We start from the raw sequence: 17,790 nt of genomic DNA, 5'->3' as shown, positions 1-17,790 counted from the left end.
TCCATTCCCGGCGCCCGCACAAGGGGTTCATTACTCGCTAGTAACGGATGCGTGACCACGCCATGGCGGGATGCCGCTACCCGGGCACTCAGGGTAGAAGCGAGTGGTGCGGAAAATCCGCTTATGTGAGGGTGAACCCGGACAGACCCACGGGTTCGATTTACTGCAAGTAACAGCGGCCGCGATTATCAAGATTTGGTAAAGCGCGGCCGCCACTTGTCACCGAGTCGCCAAATCGTCGGACGATCCGGCGCCTTTCCCCGCCCTGAGCAGGCGCTTAGCCCGAGGGCGGGAATGCGGAACTCAGAACAGCACGCGCGCCAGCGCCTGACGGGCCGCGATCACCCGCGGGTCCTCCGGGCCGATCACCTCGAACAGCTCCAGGAGCCGCAGCCGCGCCGCGTCCCGGTCGTCGCCGAAGGTGCGGCGCACGGTCTCCACGAGCCGCCCGAAGGCGTCCTGGACGTGACCGCCCACCAGATCCAGGTCGGCGGCGGCGATCTGCGCGGCGACGTCCGTCGGGGCGTCCGCCGCGTTCTTCCGGACCGTCTGCGGGTCCATGCCCTGCACCCGGCTGAGCAGTTCGGCCTGGGCGAGGCCCAGCTTGGCCTCGGGGTGCTCGGGGTCGTCGGCGAGGACGTTCTTGTACGCCTGCACCGCGCCGGACAGGTCGCCCGCGTCCAGCGCGGAGGCGGCCGCCTCCAAGAGGGCGTCGTACGGGCCGACGGCCGCGCGGGCGGCGGGCTCGGCACCCGCGGCGCCGGCGTCCACGGTCAGGCCGGTCAGGCCGAACCGCTCCTCGCCGACCTGGATCAGCTGGTCGAGGGTCTCCCGGATCTGCGCCTCCGGCACCGCGCCCTGGAAGAGGGGCAGAGCCTGACCGGCGACGACCGCGAAAACGGCCGGAATTCCCTGGATGCCGAACTGCTGCATCAGCATCTGGTTGGCGTCGACGTCGATCTTCGCGAGCAGGAAACGGCCGTCGTACTCCACGGCCAGCCGCTCCAGGAGCGGGCCCAGCTGCTTGCAGGGCTCGCACCACTCGGCCCAGAAGTCGAGGACGACCGGGACTTCGGCGGAACGCTGGAGCACATCGCGCTCGAAGCCCGCCTCGTCGACGTCGATCACGAGGGCGGAGGGCGGCACCGCCGCGGGCCCACCGTGGCGCGCCGCCTCGGCGCGCGCCTGCTCCGCCTTCGTCTTGGCCTCTCCGGCCGCCTTCACCGCGGCGAGGTCGACGACGCCGCTCATGGACATGTTTCGGGGCTGCATGAGTACATCCTCCCCCTTCCGCGCGCGGATCCGGTAAGTCATGGCTGAACAGCGCCCTCCGCCGAGGGCGCCCTCCGCTTCACCGGGTCCCCACCCGGCGTCCTGCATGGTTGTCGCTCAGGCCGCTCAATGCCTTTCGCTACGGGTCGTAGCGTAATGGTCGGGGCCGGGCCGGGGGGAGCCCCACACCGTGAACTGCCTCACATCACGCGCCTCTGGCGCCGTACCTACCGGCGGGTATGGTCGTCGTTCATGTGTAGCCGCACCACCCCTCGCAGCACCCGTACCGGTCGCCCCCGCTCCACCGAGGCCGACGAGGCCATCCTGGAGGCGACGCGCGCGGCCCTGGTGGAGCTGGGCTGGTCCAAGCTCACGATGGGCGACGTCGCCACCCGCGCCGGGGTCGCCAAGACCACGCTGTACCGCCGCTGGGCCAACAAGAACGAACTCGTCGTCGACGCCGTCGCCGTCCTCTTCGATGAACTCGAACTGCCCGACCTGGGTTCCCTCCAGGCCGACATCGCCCATGTCGTCCTCCAGTTCGCGGCGCTCCTGGAGCGCCCCGAGACCAAGACCGCGCTGATGGCCGTGGTCGCCGAGTCGACCCGGGACGCGCCGCTGCGCGAGCGGATCCGCACCTCGATCGTGGAGCGGCAGAAGCGGCTGGTACTCGACGGCCGGCGGCGGGCCCAGGAGCGCGGCGAACTGCCCGCGGACCGCGACCCGGTGGTCGTGGACGCCATCGACGACCTCATCTTCGACGTGGTCGCCGGCGCCGTGGTGCACCGCGCGCTGGTGAGCGCCGAGCCGGTCGACGCGGCCTGGGTGGCCCGCCTCTCGGCCCTCCTGGTCGGCGGCCTGGGCGCCGTGGCGACGCTCGGCTAGCGCACGCCCCACCCGGGACGGAACGGAAAGCGGCCGGAAGGGGGAAGGGCCGGTACGGGAGTTCCCGTACCGGCCCTTCTCCTCGCGGGGCGGCTCAGAAGCCGGCGGGCTCCACGTACACGCCCCACTCCTCGCGGAGGACGTCGCAGATCTCGCCGAGGGTGGCCTCGGCGCGGACGGCGTCGAGCATCGGCGGGATCATGTTGGAGCCGTCCCGGGCCGCGGCCAGCATGGCGTCGAGGCAGCCGCGGACCTTCGCCTCGTCGCGCCGGCCCTTGCGGTCGCCGAGGACCCGGACCTGCTCCCACTCGACCTCGTGGCTGACCCGCAGGATCTCCAGGTCGCCGGTGACGGAGCCGTGGTGGACGTTGACGCCGACGACGCGCTTCTCGCCCTTCTCCAGGGACTGCTGGTAGCGGAAGGCGGACTCGGCGATCTCGCCGGTGAACCAGCCGTCCTCGATGCCGCGCAGGATGCCGGAGGTGATCGGGCCGATCGGGTGCTGCCCGTCCGGGTGGGCGCGCAGGCCGCGCTCCTTGATCTGGTCGAAGATCTTCTCGGCGTCGGCCTCGATGCGGTCGGTGAGCTGCTCGACGTACCAGGAACCGCCCAGCGGGTCCGCGACGTTGGCGACGCCGGTCTCCTCCATCAGCACCTGCTGGGTGCGCAGCGCGATCTCGGCGGCCTGCGCGCTGGGGAGGGCGAGGGTCTCGTCGAGGGCGTTGGTGTGGAGGGAGTTGGTGCCGCCGAGGACGGCGGAGAGGGCCTCCACGGCCGTGCGCACCACGTTGTTGTACGGCTGCTGCGCGGTGAGCGAGACGCCGGCGGTCTGGGTGTGGAAGCGGAGCCACTGGGCCTTGTCGGTCTTGGCGCCGTACACCTCCTTCATCCAGCGGGCCCAGATCCGGCGGGCGGCGCGGAACTTGGCGATCTCCTCGAAGAAGTCGAGGTGGGCGTCGAAGAAGAAGGAGAGGCCGGGGGCGAAGACGTCCACGTCCAGGCCGCGGGAGAGGCCGAGCTCGACGTAGCCGAAGCCGTCGGCGAGGGTGTACGCCAGCTCCTGCGCGGCCGTCGCCCCGGCCTCGCGGATGTGGTAGCCGGAGACGGAGAGCGGCTTGTACGCGGGGATGCCGGCGGCGCAGTGCTCCATCAGGTCGCCGATGAGGCGCAGGTGCGGCTCGGGCGGGAAGAGCCACTCCTTCTGCGCGATGTACTCCTTGAAGATGTCGGTCTGGAGCGTGCCGTTGAGCACGGCCGGGTCGACGCCCTGGCGCTCGGCGGCGACGAGGTACATGCAGAAGACGGGGACGGCGGGGCCGGAGATCGTCATCGACGTGGTGACGTCGCCGAGCGGGATGCCCTTGAAGAGGACCTCCATGTCGGCGGCGGAGTCGATGGCGACGCCGCAGTGGCCGACCTCGCCGAGGGAGCGGGGGTCGTCGGAGTCGCGGCCCATGAGGGTGGGCATGTCGAACGCGACCGAGAGCCCGCCGCCGCCGGCGTCGAGGATCATCTTGTACCGCTCGTTGGTCTGCTCGGCGTTGCCGAAGCCGGCGAACTGGCGGATGGTCCAGGTGCGGCCCCGGTAGCCGGTGGGGTGGAGTCCCCGGGTGAAGGGGTACTCACCGGGCCAGCCGATGCGCTCGAACCCCTCGTAGGCGTCCCCGGGCCGGGGCCCGTAGACCGGCTCGACCGGGTCCCCGGAGAGCGTGGTGAAGTCCGCGTCGCGCTTGCGGGCCTTGTCGTAACGGGCCTGCCAGCGACGGCGGCCTTCCTCGATCGCGTCAGCGTCCATGCTTCGAATTTACTAGGACGTCCTAGTAAATGTCGATGACAAACCCCCGCACAGTTGTACGGGGGTGGATATCAGGCCTTGACCGGAACCGGCTGCACGCCGCTGACCAGCGGCTTCACCTCGGCGACGACCTTGCGCTCGACGAAGAACGCCGCGAAGGGGATGGTGCCCGAGAGGAGTACCCAGACGATCTTGCCGAACGACCACCGGGCCTTGGAGCCCAGGTCGAAGGCGAAGACCAGGTAGATGATGTAGAGCACGCCGTGGGCCTGGGAGACCGCGAAGGTCACGTCCTCGCCGGTGTCGAAGCCATACTTGGCGACCATGCAACCGCAGAGGATCAGGAGCATGACGGCGGTCACGTACGCCATGACGCGGTAGCGGGTCAGCACGCTGGATTTCATGCCGTCGAGCGTAACCGCCCGTTCCGGGGCGATCTTCGCGGGGGTCAGCCCTCGTCGAAGTCGTGCGCCGCGACGCGCAGCGGCCGGAGGAGGGCGAAGATCTCGGTGCACTCCTCGGCGTCGTAGGCGCCCAGACCGAACTCCATCTCCATCAGGTCGCGGGTGGCCGCCTCGACCACCTCCCGGCCCTTCGCGGTGATGGAGGCGAGGGTGCCGCGCCCGTCGTTGGGGTTGGGGCGCTTGGCGACGAGGCCCGACCGCACCAGGCGGTCCACCGTGTTCGTCACCGAGGTGGGGTGGACCATCAGCCGCTCGCCGATCTTCGACATGGTCAGCTCGCCCTCCTTGGAGAAGGTGAGCAGCACCAGTGCCTCGTAGCGGGCGAAGGTCAGCCCGTACGGCTTGACCACGGCGTCGACCTCGGCCAGAAGGATCTGGTGGGCGCGCATGATCGAGGTGATCGCGGCCATCGAGGGGACCGGGCCCCAGCGCTTCTGCCAGAGTTCGTCGGCTCGGGCGATGGGGTCGAAGGGGAGACTCAGCGGCTTCGGCACGCGACGACCTTACCGATTGGTCATATGACGGTCAGCCCCGTCTCGCCCTTCGGTCGCGAGGAGGACACCGAGGATCAGGACGGCGAGGAGGCCCGCGCCGGCGACCACCAGGTGGACCGGGACGAACTCGGCGGCGAGGCCCGCACCGGCCATGCCGACGCCCTGGACGGTCATCATGCCCGCCGTCATGAGGGTCATGGCCCTCCCCCTCCGCTCCTCGGGGACGGCGGCGACGAACCGGGCGTCCAGACCGAGGGTGTACGCGCCGGCGGCGCCGGCCGCGACGAGCGCGAGGGCGGCGAGGGCGGGGCCGGGGCGGAGCGCGTACAGGAGGAAGGGGAGGAAGCCGGCGAGGAGGAGGGGGGCGACGAGCCGGACGCGGGTGGCCGGGCTCAGGACGGCGCCGGCGAGGAGCTCCCCGGCGATGGTGCCGACGGGCATGGCGCACATGAGGAGGCCGAGGGCGGCGGTGGAGACGCCGAGGCCGTCGGCGTAGGGGGCGGCGAGCGCCTCGGGGACGACGACGAAGAGCGGCGGCACCCAGAAGAGCAGCATCAGGCCGCGGATCCGGCGGTCGCGCAGCAGGGACCAGGTGGCGCCGAGTCCTTCGCGCCCTTCGGCGGCGCGGGCGGGGCGGCGGACGGTGCCGAGGCGCAGCAGCAGGGCGGAGAGGAGGAAGGTCCCGGCGGTGAGGGCGATGGCGCCGCGGGCGGGGACGACGGTGAGCAGGACGCCGCCGACGCCGAAGCCGGCGAGGAGGGCGGACTGGGAGACGATCCGCAGCAGCGAGCGGCCGAGGACGAAGAGGTCGCCGTCGCCGAGGATGTCGGCGAGCGTCGCCATCCGGGTCCCCTGGAAGACGGGCGCGACGGCGGCGACGGCGCAGCGCAGGGCGAGGAGTCCGGCGACGGGGGTGGCGGGCAGGACCATGAGCGCGACGGCGCCGGCGCAGACCAGGTCGCAGACGACGAGGACGCGACGGGGCGGGTGGCGGTCGGCGAGACCGGCGAGGAGGGTGCCGCCGAGGAGGTAGGGGAGGAAGCCGAGGGCGAAGGTGAGGGAGGAGAGCAGCGGGGACCGGGTGAGGTCGTAGACGAGGACGGTGAGCGCGATCTCGCTGACGACGAGCCCGAGCAGCGAGAGCAGGTGCGCCCCGAACACCCACCGGAACTCGCGGACGCGGAAGACGGCGAGGTAGCCGGGGGCGGGTCCGGTGGCGGCGTCGTCGGGTCCGGCGGTGTCGGGTCCGGCGGCGGCGTCGGGTCCGGCGGTGGTGGCGGCGTCGGGTCCGGCGGCGGTGGGTTCGGCGGTGGCGGCAGGGGTGTCGGTCTGGGCCATGCACGCAGCCTGGGGGCGACCCGACGGCCGTCCTAGACTTTCGGCTCCAGCCGAATGTCCCGTACCTCGGAGGGCGTGCCGTGCCGTATCACCTGCTCTTCGGGGAGTCCGATCCGCTGCGGATCCGGTTCGCCGTGTCGCCGCTGTGGGAGACGCAGTCGGCCGTGCGGGTGCTGGCGCGGCCACGGCAGCAGGGGTACCACCTGCCGTGGCTGCGGCGGATCGCCGGAGCCGCGCGGGAGCTGGAGCTGGCGCCGCTCCAGCTGCTGATGCCGGAGCGGGGGCATTCGCCGGACTTCCTGTATCCGCCGCCGCTGGGGCCCGCCGCCACCTTCGAGGAGGAGCTGGCCGCCGTACGGGCCGTCGATCCGGCGCTGGTCGGGCCGGACCTCGCGCGGGCGCTGGCCGGTACGCCGGGGGCGGCCGGGAGCGCCGAGGGGCGTCGGCTGCTCGCCGATCCTGCGGGTGCCGTGGCGCGGCTGTCGGAGCTGCTCCGGGCCGCCTGGGAGGCGCTGGTCGCCCCCGAGTGGCCCCGGCTGCGGACGCTCCTGGAGGCGGATGTGGCGTACCACTCGCGGCGGCTCGCGGAGGGTGGCCTGGAGCGGCTGCTCGGCGAGCTGCATCCGTCCTTCTCCTGGGATCCGGAGACGGCCGTCCTGGAGGTCGGCGCCTATCGCGGGGAGCACGTGCGGGCGCTGGGCGGCCGGGGTCTGGTCCTGATGCCGTCGGTGTTCATCTGGCCGGAGGTGGTGAGCGGTTTCGAGGAGCCGTGGCAGCCGACGGTGGTGTATCCGGTGCGCGGCGTCGGCGGGCTGTGGACCCCGGCGCGGGAGCGCGCGCCGGAGGCGCTGTCGCGGCTGCTCGGGCCGGTGCGGGCGGACGTGCTGTGCGCGCTCGACGAGCCGGCGGGGACGACGGCGCTGGCGCACCGGCTGGGGCGGGCGCCGTCCTCGGTCTCGGCGCACCTCGCGGTGCTGCGGGACGCGGGGCTGCTGACCTCGCGCCGTTACGGCCACCAGGTGCTGTACGAGCGGACACCGCTGGGGATCGCGGTGTCGCAGCCGGACGCCGGATGACCGTCATGTCACGATGAGCCCCGTTCGTCGCGCTGCCGCGGGCGGACCCACGCCCGTACTCCCCGTGTGCCGACCCTGGGGGCCGGATGTCCCGCCGTACCGCCGTCACCGCCTTCGCCCTCGCGGCCGCCCTGCTGCTGACCGGCAGCGGCTGCTCCTCCGACGGGCCCGCGCCCTCCCCCGTCGGTCCGCCGGTCACGACGAAGGGCGAGGCCCCGGCGCCGACCGGCGGTTCGCCGTTCTGGGTGGATCCGGAGAGCGACGCGGCCCGGCAGGTCCGGCAGTACGAGGCACAGGGCCGGGCCGACGACGCCCGGGTGCTGAAGCGGATCTCCGAGCAGCCGGTCGCGGACTGGCCGGCCGGGGACGACCCGGTGCCGGAGATCCGGCGGGCGGTGAGCGGGGCGGCGGCCGAGGGCCGGACGGCGGTCTTCGTGGCGTACAACATCCCGCACCGCGACTGCGGGATGTACTCGGCCGGCGGGGCGCACGACGGGCAGGCGTACCGGGCCTGGGTGGACTCCTTCGCCTCGGCGATCGGGGACGCCCCGGCGATGGTGGTCCTGGAGCCGGACGCGGTGCCGCACATGGTGGACGGCTGCACGCCGGGGCAGTACCACGGGGAGCGGTCGGGGCTGCTCGCCGAGGCGATCGAGCGGCTGAAGCGGCAGCCCGGCACCCGGGTCTACCTGGACGCGGGGAATCCGGCGTGGATCGACGATCCGGGGAAGCTGGTGGAGCCGCTGCGGCGGGCCGGGATCGCCCGCGCGGACGGCTTCTCGCTGAACGTGTCGAACTTCCAGGAGACCTCGGTCGTACGGGACTTCGGGGCGACCCTGTCGGGGCTGCTCGGCGGCCTGCACTTCACGGTCGACACGAGCCGGAACGGCGCCGGCCCCCTCCCGGGGGACGGGGCGGAGGCCTGGTGCAATCCCCCGGGCCGGTCGCTGGGCGTGCCGCCGACGGACCGGACCGGGGACGCGCTGGTGGACGCGTACCTGTGGATCAAGCGTCCGGGGGATTCGGACGGGCAGTGCCGGGGCGGCCCGGCCGCGGGGACCTGGTGGCCCGAGTACGCGCTCGGCCTGGCCCGCCGCTCCGGTTCCTGACGCCCCGCTCCCCCGGGCTCCGCTCCCTCACTCCCCGGCGACCCGGACCCAGGTGGCCTCGGAGGGGATGCCGGCCTCGTCGGTGACGAAGAGCATGTACCAGCCGGGCGGGACGAGGGTGCGGTCCTCGGGGGCGTCCACGGTGACCGTGAGCCCGTCCTCGCCCTTGATCAGCTCCAGTGCCACCGAGCGCTGTTCGACGTCGGTGGTGTGGGTGACGGCGCTGGGCCGCATCAGCCGGGCCTTGACGATCCGGCCGGCGTCCTTGGTCTTGAAGGTGGCCCGGCCGTTCCGGTCGAGCTCCCGGGGGCCCTCGCCCAGGACCGGCCGGTCGGCGCCGGCCCGGTGGAGGTAGGGCGGGGTGAAGACCTCGACGCGCTGCTCGAAGGTGCCGAGCTTGGTGTTGTCCTTGTCGTCGAAGAGCGGGTCGGAGCCGAAGGTGGCGACCCGCCCGTCCGGCAGCAGCAGCGCCTCCGAGTGGTAGTTGCGGCCGACGGTGGGGTCGGCCGCCGCCGCGAAGGCGTTGGTGGCGGGGTCGTAGAACTGTGCCTTGAGGATGTCGCTGCCGCTGCGGCCCCGGTAGTCGCGCGAACCGCCGGTGGTGAAGACGGTGTCGTCGGGGAGCAGGACGCTGCTGAGGTAGCGGGTGCCCTGCGGGAGTGCGGGGCCGTCCCGGAAGGTGGGGCTGTCGGTGGCGAGGTCGACTATGGAGGTGCGGGCGGTGGACTTGGCGGACTCGCCGACCCCGCCGCCGCCGAGGACCATCACCTTCTGGGCCTGCGCGGGCGGCAGGATCAGGGAGGCGGAGGTCTCCAGCTGGTCGGCGTCGGTGAGGCCGGGCAGCTTGGTGAAGGTGTTGGTCCTCAGGTCCCACAGGCCGGGCGCGCGGCCCTTCTCGGCGGGTCCGTAGCCGGCGTTGGAGCCGGTGTAGAGGAGCTTGCCGCCCTTGGTCAGGAAGAGCGAGGGGTAGGTGGGGAAGTAGCGGAAGGGGCCCCTCGTCCACTTCTTGGTCTGCGGGTCGTAGATCTCGTTGTCGCCGGGGACGACGTCGCCGACGTCGTTGAGACCGGAGACGGCGAGGACCCTGCCGTCCTGGAGGCCGACCAGGGTGGGGTACCAGCGGGCGTCCCTCATGGGGGCGACGGGGATGTACCTCTCCGCCTCGGGGTCGAACTCGTAGGCGGCCTTGATGCCCTGGAAGTCCTGCTTCTCGGTGGTGAGCTTCTGGGCGAGGCCGTAGACGTCGTCGGCCTGCTTGCCCTTGAGGCCGACGACCTCGTACTGCGCGGCCTCGGTGGTGAGGGCCTGCGGGCCCTCCTCGACGGCCTCGACGAAGACCCGGGCCTCGGCGGCGGTCACCTTGGTCTTCCACGGCTTCATCTGGCCGCTCTTGAAGTACGAGATCTCGAACTCGCGCTTCGCCTTGGGGACGGTGACGTCGGTGGTGGTGACGTACTCGACCCCGGACGGGGAGCGGAAGACGGTGCCCTTCTTCAGGGTCACGGCCTTGTCGGGGCTCTCGTTCTTCACCCGCATGCCGCCGCCGGCCTTCTTCACCCCGCCGTCGAGGACCTCGTAGCGGGCGGTGCCGCCGGCCACCAGGAGCCGGCCGTCGGGCAGCTGGCTGTGGCCGGCGCAGAAGAAGTCCTCGGGGGTGGGGATCTTCTTGAAGGTGTTCTTCACCGGGTCCCACAGGACGGTGTCGAAGGTCCCGGCGTCGAAGTTCTGCTGGTTGTTGCCGGAGCCGGCGATCAGCAGCACCTTGCCGGTGCGCAGGAGGGCGGCGTGGATGGCGTTGATCCGCGCCCCGTCGGGGACGGAGACGGCGCCCCAGGAGCCGTACTTCTTCTTGTAGCCGGGCTGGGCGATCTTGTAGGCGTGGTACTTCTCCGAGGCGAAGGTGACGGCGGCGGGGGCGTTGAGCGCCGCGAGGACGAGGACGGCGCCGCTGCCGAGCAGGGTCTTCTTGAACTTCTTGGACGGCCGGTAGGTCATGGATCAGTTCCCTCCGGTCGTGGGCGCGGTGGTCGCGGGCGGGTGCGGGGGCAGGGGCGGGAACTGCGGCAGCGGCGGTACGGTGCGCAGCTCGATGCCCTTGCGGGCGACGGCGAGGCGGCGGTCGCGGGTCCGGGCGCGGGCCCGCTCGCGGACCGTGCGGGCGCGGCGGTCGCGCAGGAGGGTCCAGGACCACACGGCGACCGGGGCGAGCGTGATGACGAGGGCGAGGACCGCCCAGGTGCGCATGGCCGCGTGGGTGTGGCCGAAGTGGACCGAGGCCACCAGGGAGGCGACGAGGACGGCCGCCCAGCAGAGGTGGATGCGGAAGGTGAGGACGCGGTCGGGGCTGGCGGCGCCGCCCTTGGGGGTGACGACGAAGCGGCCGCGGGTGCGCAGCAGCGCGGAGCCGAGGGACTTCAGGTAGACGGGCGCGGAGAGCGCGGACATCGCCATGCCGGCGAGGCCGCCGGAGCCTTCGGGTTCGTGCGGGGAGACGTTGTGGCGGCGGTTCCAGAGGTAGAGGCCGATCTGGAGGGCGACGGCGTCGCTGTAGATCATGAGCCAGACCTGGGAGGAGACCTGGGTGCCGGAGGCGCCGAGCCACAGGTAGAGGACGCAGCTGAGGATGCCGAGCAGCCAGTTCACGGCCGTCATGGGGTAGTAGACGAGCATGAGCGTGTAGTTGAGGAGGCGGCCGGGCGGCATGCTGAACGGCGCCTTCCAGTACTGCTTGACGACCGTCTCGTACGTCCCCCGGGACCAGCGGAGCTGCTGGCTGAAGAAGTCGGTCCAGGACTCCGGTCCCTCGCCGACGGCGAGGACGTCGGGGGTGTAGACGGAGCGCCAGCGGCGGCCGGTGAGCGGGTTCTTGCGGCGGTGCAGCTCGAAGCCGGTGGCCATGTCCTCGGTGACGGAGTCGTACAGGCCGCCGATCTGCCGGAGCGCGGCGATCCGGACGACGTTGTTGGTGCCGACGAACATGGGGGCGCGGTAGCGGTTCCCGGCGCGCTGGATGAGCGCGTGGAAGAGGAACTGCTGGGACTCGGCGGCCTTGGTGACGGCGCCCGTGTAGTTGCCGTAGACCTGGGGGCCGACGACGAAGGCGACGTCGGGGTCGCGGAAGTAGCCGAGCATCCGCTCCAGGAAGCCGGGGAGCGGGACGTGGTCGGTGTCGACCGAGGCGAAGTACTCGTAGGCGTCGCCGTGCAGGGCGAGCCAGGCGTTGTAGTTGCCGTGCTTGGTCCTCGCCTTGTGCGCGCCCTTCCTGCGGTTCCACTCGGGCACGCCGGCCCGGGTGAAGTGGCGGACGCCGAGTTCGGCGCAGAGGGCCTTGGCCTCGTCGTCGTCGCCCTCGTCGAGGAGCCACACGTGCAGGGTGCCGTCGTGCCGTACGCGGACGGCGGCCTCCAGCGTGCCGCGGACCATGGCGAGGGGTTCCTTGCCGGGCACGTACGTGGTGAGGAAGGCGACCCGGGTGCCCTGGGCGGGGTACACCGGGACGGGGTCGCGGGCGACCATGGTGGCGTGGGCGATCGAGGTGACGTTCACCAGCATGAAGAGGCAGATGAGGCCGATCGACACGAGCATCACGGTGTCGTAGGGCACCCGCCAGGTGTCGTCGCCCTCGCGGACCGTCCAGTGGGTGGGCCAGACCAGGTAGGCCAGCAGCACCGCGGAGAGCAGCGGCGCGAGCGCCATGAGCAGGACGGCTCGTATTCGGTGCGGCTCCTTCGAGAGCAGGCTCGTGTACTGCACCCGGTAGGACGCCGTGTCCGGTTCCGTGAGGGGACCGGCGAGTCGGCTGTAGGTGTCGTAGTCGTAGCCTCCCGGCCGCACGGTGCCTCCAGCTGTCGTCGATCGGGTCGATATCCCCACGAAAGGGGAGATCGTCCGGCGTGTCGACTGGAGTACTCCGAGTGAGGGCGTCCTAGCGCCCGCGGCCACCCGATCGACGCAGCGTGTACGCGACCGCCTTCCGCGCCACCGGGTTCAGCTCCTGGAGGGCGGCGAGCAGGGCGGCGAGCTGTTCGAGCGCGTGGAGGGCGGCGTCGGCGCCGTCCGGGTCGACGCCCTCGTAGAGTTCGAGGCCGACGAAGGAGGCGGCGACGGCCCGGGCGAGGCCGGCCGGGTCGGTGACGCCGTCCAGCGGGGTGCCGGCGAGCACCCGCCGGAGCACCTGCTCGATCTCCTCGACCCACAGGTCGAGCCCGGCGGCGGTGGCCGGGGCGAGCCGGGGGTGGGTCTGGGCGCCGGCGAGCAGTTGGGCGAGGACGGCCACGTGCCCGGCGTCCCGCTCCTCGTCGTGCATCGCCCGCCCGAAGGCGAGCAGTTCGCCCAGGTCGGTGACGGCCCTGAGCCGGTCGCGGTGGCGGGCCACCCGCAGCTCCGCGCCGCGCCGGCAGGCGGTGGCGAGGAGCTCGTCGACGGAGCCGAAGTGGTAGAAGACGAGGGCCTGGTTGACCCCGGCGGCGGCCGCGACGGTCCGGGCGGAGGCGCCGGTGATGCCGTGTTCGACGAGGGCCCGCAGGGCGCCGTCGAGCAGCTTCTCGCGGGTCTCCCGCCCCTTGGCGTCCCGCGACCCCCGCGCCTTCTCTTCCCCGCTCACGCCCGCCCCTCCTCGCGTACGGATCCCCACCCCACCGCGGCACACAGCCGGCCGCCGCCGGCCCGGTGGCGCTCCCCCGCGGAGACACCGGTGCCGGCGACGGCCGGAAGCGGGAAGAAGCTGTGGAGCCCCACGGCCGTTCCCCCGTTTTGAGCGACTGCTCAAGGAGGACGTTAACCGATGTTGAGCACCTGCTCAAAGTCGTTTCGGCGCCCCCCGGGCACACGGAAACCCCCGGTGGTATGCCGGGGGTTCCGGGTGGCGCGGGCTCAGGCGCCGAGGTGGCGCTCCACCGTCTCGACCTTGGCGGTGAGGCCGTCGGTGACGCCGGGCCTGATGTCGGCCTTGAGGACGAGGGAGACGCGCGGGGCGCGGGCCTCTACGGCGGCGACGGCCCGCTTCACGACGTCCATGACCTCGTCCCACTCCCCCTCGACGGACGTGAACATGGCGTCGGTGCGGTTCGGCAGACCGGACTCCCGGACGACGCGGACGGCGTCGGCGACGTACTCGCCGACCTCCTCGCCCACGCCGAGCGGGGTGACGGAGAAGGCGACGATCACGCGTTCACCGTGCCCTCGCGGCGGGCGCGGGAGGCCATGACGGCCGCCTCGGCCTCGCCCTTCAGCTTGCGGTCGGCGAAGAAGCCGCCGAAGGGCACCACGGAGAGGAGGAAGTAGACGGCGGCGGTGCCGAGGCTCCACTTGGTGCGGTTCCAGGCGTCCAGCCAGAAGAGCACGTAGAGGACGAAGAGCACGCCGTGGACGGCGCCCATCACCGGCACCGCGTTGAAGTCCGTGGTCCGCTTGAGCACCGAGCAGACCAGCAGGAGCAGGAACGAGACGGCCTCGGGCGCGGAGACGAGCCGGAGGCGGTGCAGCGAGGAAGCGGTCTTGAGGTCCACGGAGGGGTCACCTTCGTTCGAGCAGGAGCGCGATCTTGTGAACGGATGCACAAGGGGTGGGCGAGTCCATTGTGCACGGCGACTTTGCTGTCTCTTTATCCGGGTCCCCGCTACCTTCGGCCCGTGGCTACGTTCCGACTCCAAGGCAGCAGGGTGCTCGCCGTGACGATGACCGGCGACGCCGTCAAGGCGAAGAACGGCTCGATGGTCGCCTACGACGGGCAGATGGCGTTCAAGAAGATGAGCGGCGGCGGGGAGGGCCTGCGCGGCATGGTCACCCGTCGGCTGACGGGGGAACAGATGGAGGTGATGGAGGTCAGGGGCCAGGGGACCTGCTGGTTCGCCGACCGGGCTTCCGAGATCAACCTCGTGGGGCTGCGCGGCGAGAAGCTCTGGGTGGAGGCGAGCAACCTGCTCTGCACCGACGCGGGGCTGCGCACCGGCACCACCTTCACGGGACTGCGCGGCGGCGCGACCGGAAACGGCCTCTTCACCACCACGGTGGAGGGCACCGGACAGGCGGCGATCATGTCCGACGGTCCGGCGGTGGTGCTCCGGGTGACCCCGCAGTACCCGCTGTCGGTCGACCCGGGGGCGTACATCGCCCACCAGGGCGACCTCCAGCAGCACTTCCAGTCGGGTGTGACCTTCCGCACCCTGCTCGGCGAGGGCGGCGGCGAGGCCTTCCAGATCCGCTTCGAGGGCGACGGCCTGGTCTACGTCCAGCCCAGCGAGCGGAACACCGTCGGAGGCGACGTCTGATGCCGTTCCGAGAGATCAACTCGAAGATGGTCGAGGCGACCGTCGTCCCCGGACAGCGCCTCTTCAGCCAGCGCGGCGCCATGCTCGCGTACCGCGGGAACGTCACGTTCACGCCGAACATGGCGGGCGGCCAGGGCGGCCTGATGTCGATGATCGGCCGCCGGGTGGCCGGCGAGGCGACACCGCTGATGACCGTGGAGGGCAGCGGCACGGTGATGTTCGGGCACGGCGGCCACCACATCCAGGTGATCGCGCTGACCGGCGACACCCTCCACGTGGAGGCGGACCGGCTGCTCGCCTTCGACGGCACCCTGGAGCAGGGCACGATGTTCATGGGCTCGCAGGGCGGGGTCATGGGCCTGGTCCGCGGCCAGGTGACCGGCCAGGGTCTCTTCACCACCACCCTGAAGGGCCACGGCGCGGTGGCGGTCATGGCGCACGGCGGGGTCGTCGAGCTGCCGATCACCCCGGGCCGCCCGGTCCACGTCGACCCGCAGGCGTACGTGGCCCACCACGGCGACGTGCGCAACAAGCTCTCGACCGCGCTGGGCTGGCGGGACATGGTGGGCCGCGGTTCGGGCGAGGCCTTCCAGCTGGAGCTGAGCGGCAGCGGCGCGGTGTACGTCCAGGCATCGGAGGAGAAGCTGTGAGCAGCCCCGTCATCCACGATCCGCACACCCTGCCGTCGGACGACAACGTCAACGCGTACACCTTCTGCGTGGAGCTCAAGGGCTCCCAGTGGTTCCTGCAGAAGGGGAAGATGATCGCCTACTACGGGCGGATCGAGTTCAACGGGATCGGGCACGGGCGGCTCGACCGGCTGGTGCGGACCGCCTTCCACTCGCCGCTGCACGCGAGCGACTGGGTGGTGGCCGAGGGCTCCGGGAAGATGCTCCTCGCGGACCGGGCCTTCGACGTGAACTCGTACGACCTGGACGAGGGCAACCTGACGATCCGTTCCGGGAACCTGCTGGCCTACCAGCCGACGCTGGCGCTGAAGCAGTCGATCGTGCCGGGCTTCGTGACGCTGATCGGCACCGGCAAGTTCGTGGCCGCGTCGAACGGGCCGGTGGTCTTCATGGAGCCGCCGCTGCGGGTGGACCCTCAGGCGCTGGTCGGCTGGGCGGACTGCCCTTCCCCCTGTCACCATTACGACCACGCCTACCTGACGGGCGTGATGGGCGGCGTACGGGCCCTGACCGGCATCGGGGGCTCCTCCGGCGAGGAGCACCAGTTCGAGTTCGTCGGCGCGGGCACGGTGCTGCTCCAGTCGACGGAGCTGCTGATGGCGGAGCGGGAGATCGGCGGACCGCCGGCCCAGGCGGGGGTCCCGGGCGGGCATGGTCCGCACGGTTCCGGCCAGGCGGCGCCCGGTGCGGTACCACGCCTTCCCGGCCAGCTCGGTGACCTGCAGCGGCGCTTCGGGCTGTGAGCGGTAGTCTGCGGAGCGTGACGCTTCGAACGGCCGCGCGGGGACCGCGGCCGGTCCGGCGGGTGCCGAGCGTCACCCCGCAGATTTCGTCAAGTATTCAACTTCTTAGGTAGAATCCACTCTATGGACACCGAGACGGCCACCCCCTGGCTCACCGACGCCGAGCAGTGCGCGTGGCGCACCTTCCTCGACGTCCAGAGAATGCTGACGCACCAGCTGGAGCGGGACCTCCAGCCCTTCGGCCTGACGATGAACGACTACGAGATCCTCGTCAACCTCTCGGAGTCCGCCGAGCGCCGACTCCGCATGAGCGACCTCGCCGCCGCCACCCTCCAGTCCAAGAGCCGCCTCTCGCACCAGATCACCCGGATGGAGAACGCCGGCCTGGTCCAGCGGGTGAACTGCGAGTCCGACCGGCGCGGCCTCTACGCGGTCCTCACCGACCAGGGCATGGACACCATGCGCAAGGTCGCCCCGCACCACGTGGAGTCGGTCCGCGACCACTTCATCGACCGGCTCTCCCAGGAGGCGCTCGGCGACCTCCACGAATCGCTCAAGCCCGTCGCCGAGCGGCTGCGCGGCAAGCGCGGCAAGCCGTGACCTGACAGATGTGACCAGGGCACGGAAAGGGCCCTCCCGCCGAGCGGGAGGGCCCTTTCCGTACGTCCGGGCCTGCTTTCCGGTCAGGCGTCCGGGCCTAGTTTCCGGTCAGGCTCGCCAGGAGCTCGTCGGAGGCCGCGTAGGGGTCGGTCGCGCCGGTCGCGATCCGCTCGGCCAGCGCGTCGAGCCGCCGGTCCCCGTGCAGGTCGCCGATCCGCTCGCGCAGCGCCGTGATGGTGATGGTCTCCACCTCGCGGGCCGCGCGGGCCTTGCGGCGCTCCGCCAGGACCCCGTGCTCCTCCATCCAGGCCCGGTGCTTCTCCAGGGCCTCCACGACCTCGTCGACGCCCTCGCCGCGCGCCGCGACCGTCTTCACGATCGGCGGCCGCCAGTCGGCGGGGCCGCGAGCCTCGCCGAGGCCCAGCATGTGGTTGAGCTCGCGGGCCGTGGCGTCGGCGCCGTCCCGGTCGGCCTTGTTGACCACGTACACGTCGCCGATCTCCAGGATGCCCGCCTTCGCGGCCTGGATCCCGTCGCCCATGCCCGGGGCGAGCAGCACCACCGAGGTGTCCGCCTGCCCGGCGATCTCCACCTCGGACTGGCCGACGCCGACGGTCTCCACCAGGATCACGTCGCAGCCGGCCGCGTCGAGGACGCGGATGGCCTGCGGGGCGGACCAGGCGAGGCCGCCCAGGTGGCCCCGGGTGGCCATCGAGCGGATGTAGACGCCGGGGTCGGAGGCGTGCTCCGACATCCGCACCCGGTCGCCGAGGAGGGCGCCGCCGCTGAACGGCGAGGACGGGTCGACGGCGAGCACGCCGACCCGCTTGCCGGCCCGGCGGTACGCGGTCACCAGCGCCGAGGTCGACGTGGACTTGCCGACCCCGGGGGAACCGGTCAGGCCCACCACGTAGGCGTTGCCGGTGAGCGGGGCCAGCGCCGCCATCACCTCGCGCAGCTGCGGGGACGCCCCCTCCACGAGCGAGATCAGCCGGGCCACGGCCCGCGGCCGGCCCTCCCGTGCCTGGGCGACCAGTGCGGGGACGTCCACCATGC

19 protein-coding genes are annotated in these 17,790 nt (G+C 72.0%); 7 read left to right on the top strand and 12 right to left on the bottom strand.

Features of this window, described 5'->3' with window-relative positions:
• Window positions 1-303 precede the first annotated feature (303 nt).
• On the bottom strand, window positions 304-1,272 hold the full coding sequence (locus ACFQ8C_RS07505) for a tetratricopeptide repeat protein (RefSeq protein WP_383453242.1): 969 nt from the start codon (window positions 1,270-1,272) through the stop codon (window positions 304-306).
• Window positions 1,273-1,524: 252 nt separating this feature from the next.
• Between ACFQ8C_RS07505 and ACFQ8C_RS07500 the strand changes: the two genes are divergently transcribed.
• Window positions 1,525-2,157, top strand: coding sequence for a TetR/AcrR family transcriptional regulator (locus tag ACFQ8C_RS07500; protein ID WP_383453240.1), 633 nt, complete (start codon window positions 1,525-1,527; stop codon window positions 2,155-2,157).
• A gap of 94 nt (window positions 2,158-2,251) precedes the next feature.
• Here ACFQ8C_RS07500 and ACFQ8C_RS07495 read toward each other — a convergent pair whose 3' ends face one another.
• The 4 genes from ACFQ8C_RS07495 to ACFQ8C_RS07480 all read right to left on the bottom strand — a co-directional run bounded on the left by ACFQ8C_RS07495 (window position 2,252) and on the right by ACFQ8C_RS07480 (window position 6,248).
• Window positions 2,252-3,952 (bottom strand): methylmalonyl-CoA mutase, encoded by a 1,701-nt coding sequence (locus ACFQ8C_RS07495; RefSeq protein ID WP_383453239.1) that lies wholly within the window; start codon window positions 3,950-3,952, stop codon window positions 2,252-2,254.
• A 71-nt stretch (window positions 3,953-4,023) separates the two neighbouring features.
• Window positions 4,024-4,356, bottom strand: a complete 333-nt coding sequence (locus ACFQ8C_RS07490; protein ID WP_383453237.1) for a DUF3817 domain-containing protein — start codon at window positions 4,354-4,356, stop codon at window positions 4,024-4,026.
• 44 nt (window positions 4,357-4,400) lie between these two features.
• Window positions 4,401-4,910 carry a MarR family winged helix-turn-helix transcriptional regulator gene (locus ACFQ8C_RS07485; RefSeq protein WP_383453235.1) on the bottom strand — a complete coding sequence of 170 codons (510 nt, stop codon included), beginning with the start codon at window positions 4,908-4,910 and terminating at the stop codon, window positions 4,401-4,403.
• 9 nt (window positions 4,911-4,919) lie between these two features.
• The gene (locus ACFQ8C_RS07480; RefSeq protein ID WP_383453233.1) at window positions 4,920-6,248 is read right to left on the bottom strand and encodes an MFS transporter; all 1,329 of its coding nucleotides are present in this window, start codon (window positions 6,246-6,248) and stop codon (window positions 4,920-4,922) included.
• 80 nt (window positions 6,249-6,328) lie between these two features.
• Between ACFQ8C_RS07480 and ACFQ8C_RS07475 the strand changes: the two genes are divergently transcribed.
• Together ACFQ8C_RS07475 and ACFQ8C_RS07470 are read left to right on the top strand one after the other, a co-directional pair.
• Window positions 6,329-7,324 carry a DUF5937 family protein gene (locus ACFQ8C_RS07475; protein WP_383453231.1) on the top strand — a complete coding sequence of 332 codons (996 nt, stop codon included), beginning with the start codon at window positions 6,329-6,331 and terminating at the stop codon, window positions 7,322-7,324.
• Between the two features lie 86 nt (window positions 7,325-7,410).
• Window positions 7,411-8,433: a glycoside hydrolase family 6 protein gene (locus ACFQ8C_RS07470; protein WP_383453229.1), complete on the top strand. Its 1,023-nt coding sequence runs from the start codon at window positions 7,411-7,413 to the stop codon at window positions 8,431-8,433.
• Window positions 8,434-8,460: 27 nt separating this feature from the next.
• Here the strand turns inward: ACFQ8C_RS07470 and ACFQ8C_RS07465 are convergent, their stop codons facing one another.
• From ACFQ8C_RS07465 to ACFQ8C_RS07440, 6 genes are all read right to left on the bottom strand, one after another.
• Window positions 8,461-10,428 carry a galactose oxidase-like domain-containing protein gene (locus ACFQ8C_RS07465; protein ID WP_383453227.1) on the bottom strand — a complete coding sequence of 656 codons (1,968 nt, stop codon included), beginning with the start codon at window positions 10,426-10,428 and terminating at the stop codon, window positions 8,461-8,463.
• Between the two features lie 3 nt (window positions 10,429-10,431).
• The gene (locus ACFQ8C_RS07460; RefSeq protein ID WP_383453226.1) at window positions 10,432-12,267 is read right to left on the bottom strand and encodes a glycosyltransferase family 2 protein; all 1,836 of its coding nucleotides are present in this window, start codon (window positions 12,265-12,267) and stop codon (window positions 10,432-10,434) included.
• Between the two features lie 91 nt (window positions 12,268-12,358).
• The gene (locus tag ACFQ8C_RS07455; RefSeq protein WP_383453225.1) at window positions 12,359-13,036 is read right to left on the bottom strand and encodes a TetR/AcrR family transcriptional regulator; all 678 of its coding nucleotides are present in this window, start codon (window positions 13,034-13,036) and stop codon (window positions 12,359-12,361) included.
• Window positions 13,033-13,170, bottom strand: a complete 138-nt coding sequence (locus ACFQ8C_RS07450) for a hypothetical protein (protein WP_383453223.1) — start codon at window positions 13,168-13,170, stop codon at window positions 13,033-13,035. Before ACFQ8C_RS07450 ends, ACFQ8C_RS07455 begins: the two co-directional genes overlap by 4 nt.
• 135 nt (window positions 13,171-13,305) lie before the next feature.
• Window positions 13,306-13,599, bottom strand: a complete 294-nt coding sequence (locus ACFQ8C_RS07445; RefSeq protein ID WP_250761794.1) for an MTH1187 family thiamine-binding protein — start codon at window positions 13,597-13,599, stop codon at window positions 13,306-13,308.
• Entirely contained in the window at window positions 13,596-13,940 is a 345-nt protein-coding gene (locus tag ACFQ8C_RS07440) for a DUF3817 domain-containing protein (protein WP_383453221.1), read from the bottom strand. The genes ACFQ8C_RS07445 and ACFQ8C_RS07440 overlap by 4 nt, the downstream gene beginning before the upstream one ends.
• 123 nt (window positions 13,941-14,063) lie before the next feature.
• Here ACFQ8C_RS07440 and ACFQ8C_RS07435 point away from each other — a divergent pair, with 123 nt between their 5' ends.
• The 4 genes from ACFQ8C_RS07435 to ACFQ8C_RS07420 all read left to right on the top strand — a co-directional run bounded on the left by ACFQ8C_RS07435 (window position 14,064) and on the right by ACFQ8C_RS07420 (window position 16,734).
• Entirely contained in the window at window positions 14,064-14,702 is a 639-nt protein-coding gene (locus ACFQ8C_RS07435) for an AIM24 family protein (RefSeq protein ID WP_383453219.1), read from the top strand.
• Window positions 14,702-15,352 (top strand): AIM24 family protein, encoded by a 651-nt coding sequence (locus ACFQ8C_RS07430; RefSeq protein WP_383453217.1) that lies wholly within the window; start codon window positions 14,702-14,704, stop codon window positions 15,350-15,352. The genes ACFQ8C_RS07435 and ACFQ8C_RS07430 overlap by 1 nt, the downstream gene beginning before the upstream one ends.
• The gene (locus ACFQ8C_RS07425; RefSeq protein ID WP_383453215.1) at window positions 15,349-16,134 is read left to right on the top strand and encodes an AIM24 family protein; all 786 of its coding nucleotides are present in this window, start codon (window positions 15,349-15,351) and stop codon (window positions 16,132-16,134) included. The genes ACFQ8C_RS07430 and ACFQ8C_RS07425 overlap by 4 nt, the downstream gene beginning before the upstream one ends.
• A 123-nt stretch (window positions 16,135-16,257) precedes the next feature.
• Complete coding sequence (locus ACFQ8C_RS07420; RefSeq protein ID WP_383453213.1) at window positions 16,258-16,734, top strand: MarR family winged helix-turn-helix transcriptional regulator; 477 nt, start codon at window positions 16,258-16,260, stop codon at window positions 16,732-16,734.
• A 97-nt stretch (window positions 16,735-16,831) separates the two neighbouring features.
• On the opposite strand, the gene meaB is transcribed toward ACFQ8C_RS07420, so the two are convergent.
• On the bottom strand, window positions 16,832-17,788 hold the full coding sequence (gene meaB, locus ACFQ8C_RS07415) for a methylmalonyl Co-A mutase-associated GTPase MeaB (RefSeq protein ID WP_383453211.1): 957 nt from the start codon (window positions 17,786-17,788) through the stop codon (window positions 16,832-16,834).
• Between the last annotated feature and the right edge of the window lie 2 nt (window positions 17,789-17,790).

The organism is Streptomyces sp. NPDC056503, assembly GCF_042794995.1.
In the GTDB taxonomy this organism is placed as follows: Bacteria; Actinomycetota; Actinomycetes; order Streptomycetales; family Streptomycetaceae; genus Streptomyces.
Note: the sequence above shows the minus strand (reverse complement) of the source record. Positions and strands in the feature narration are given on the sequence as shown.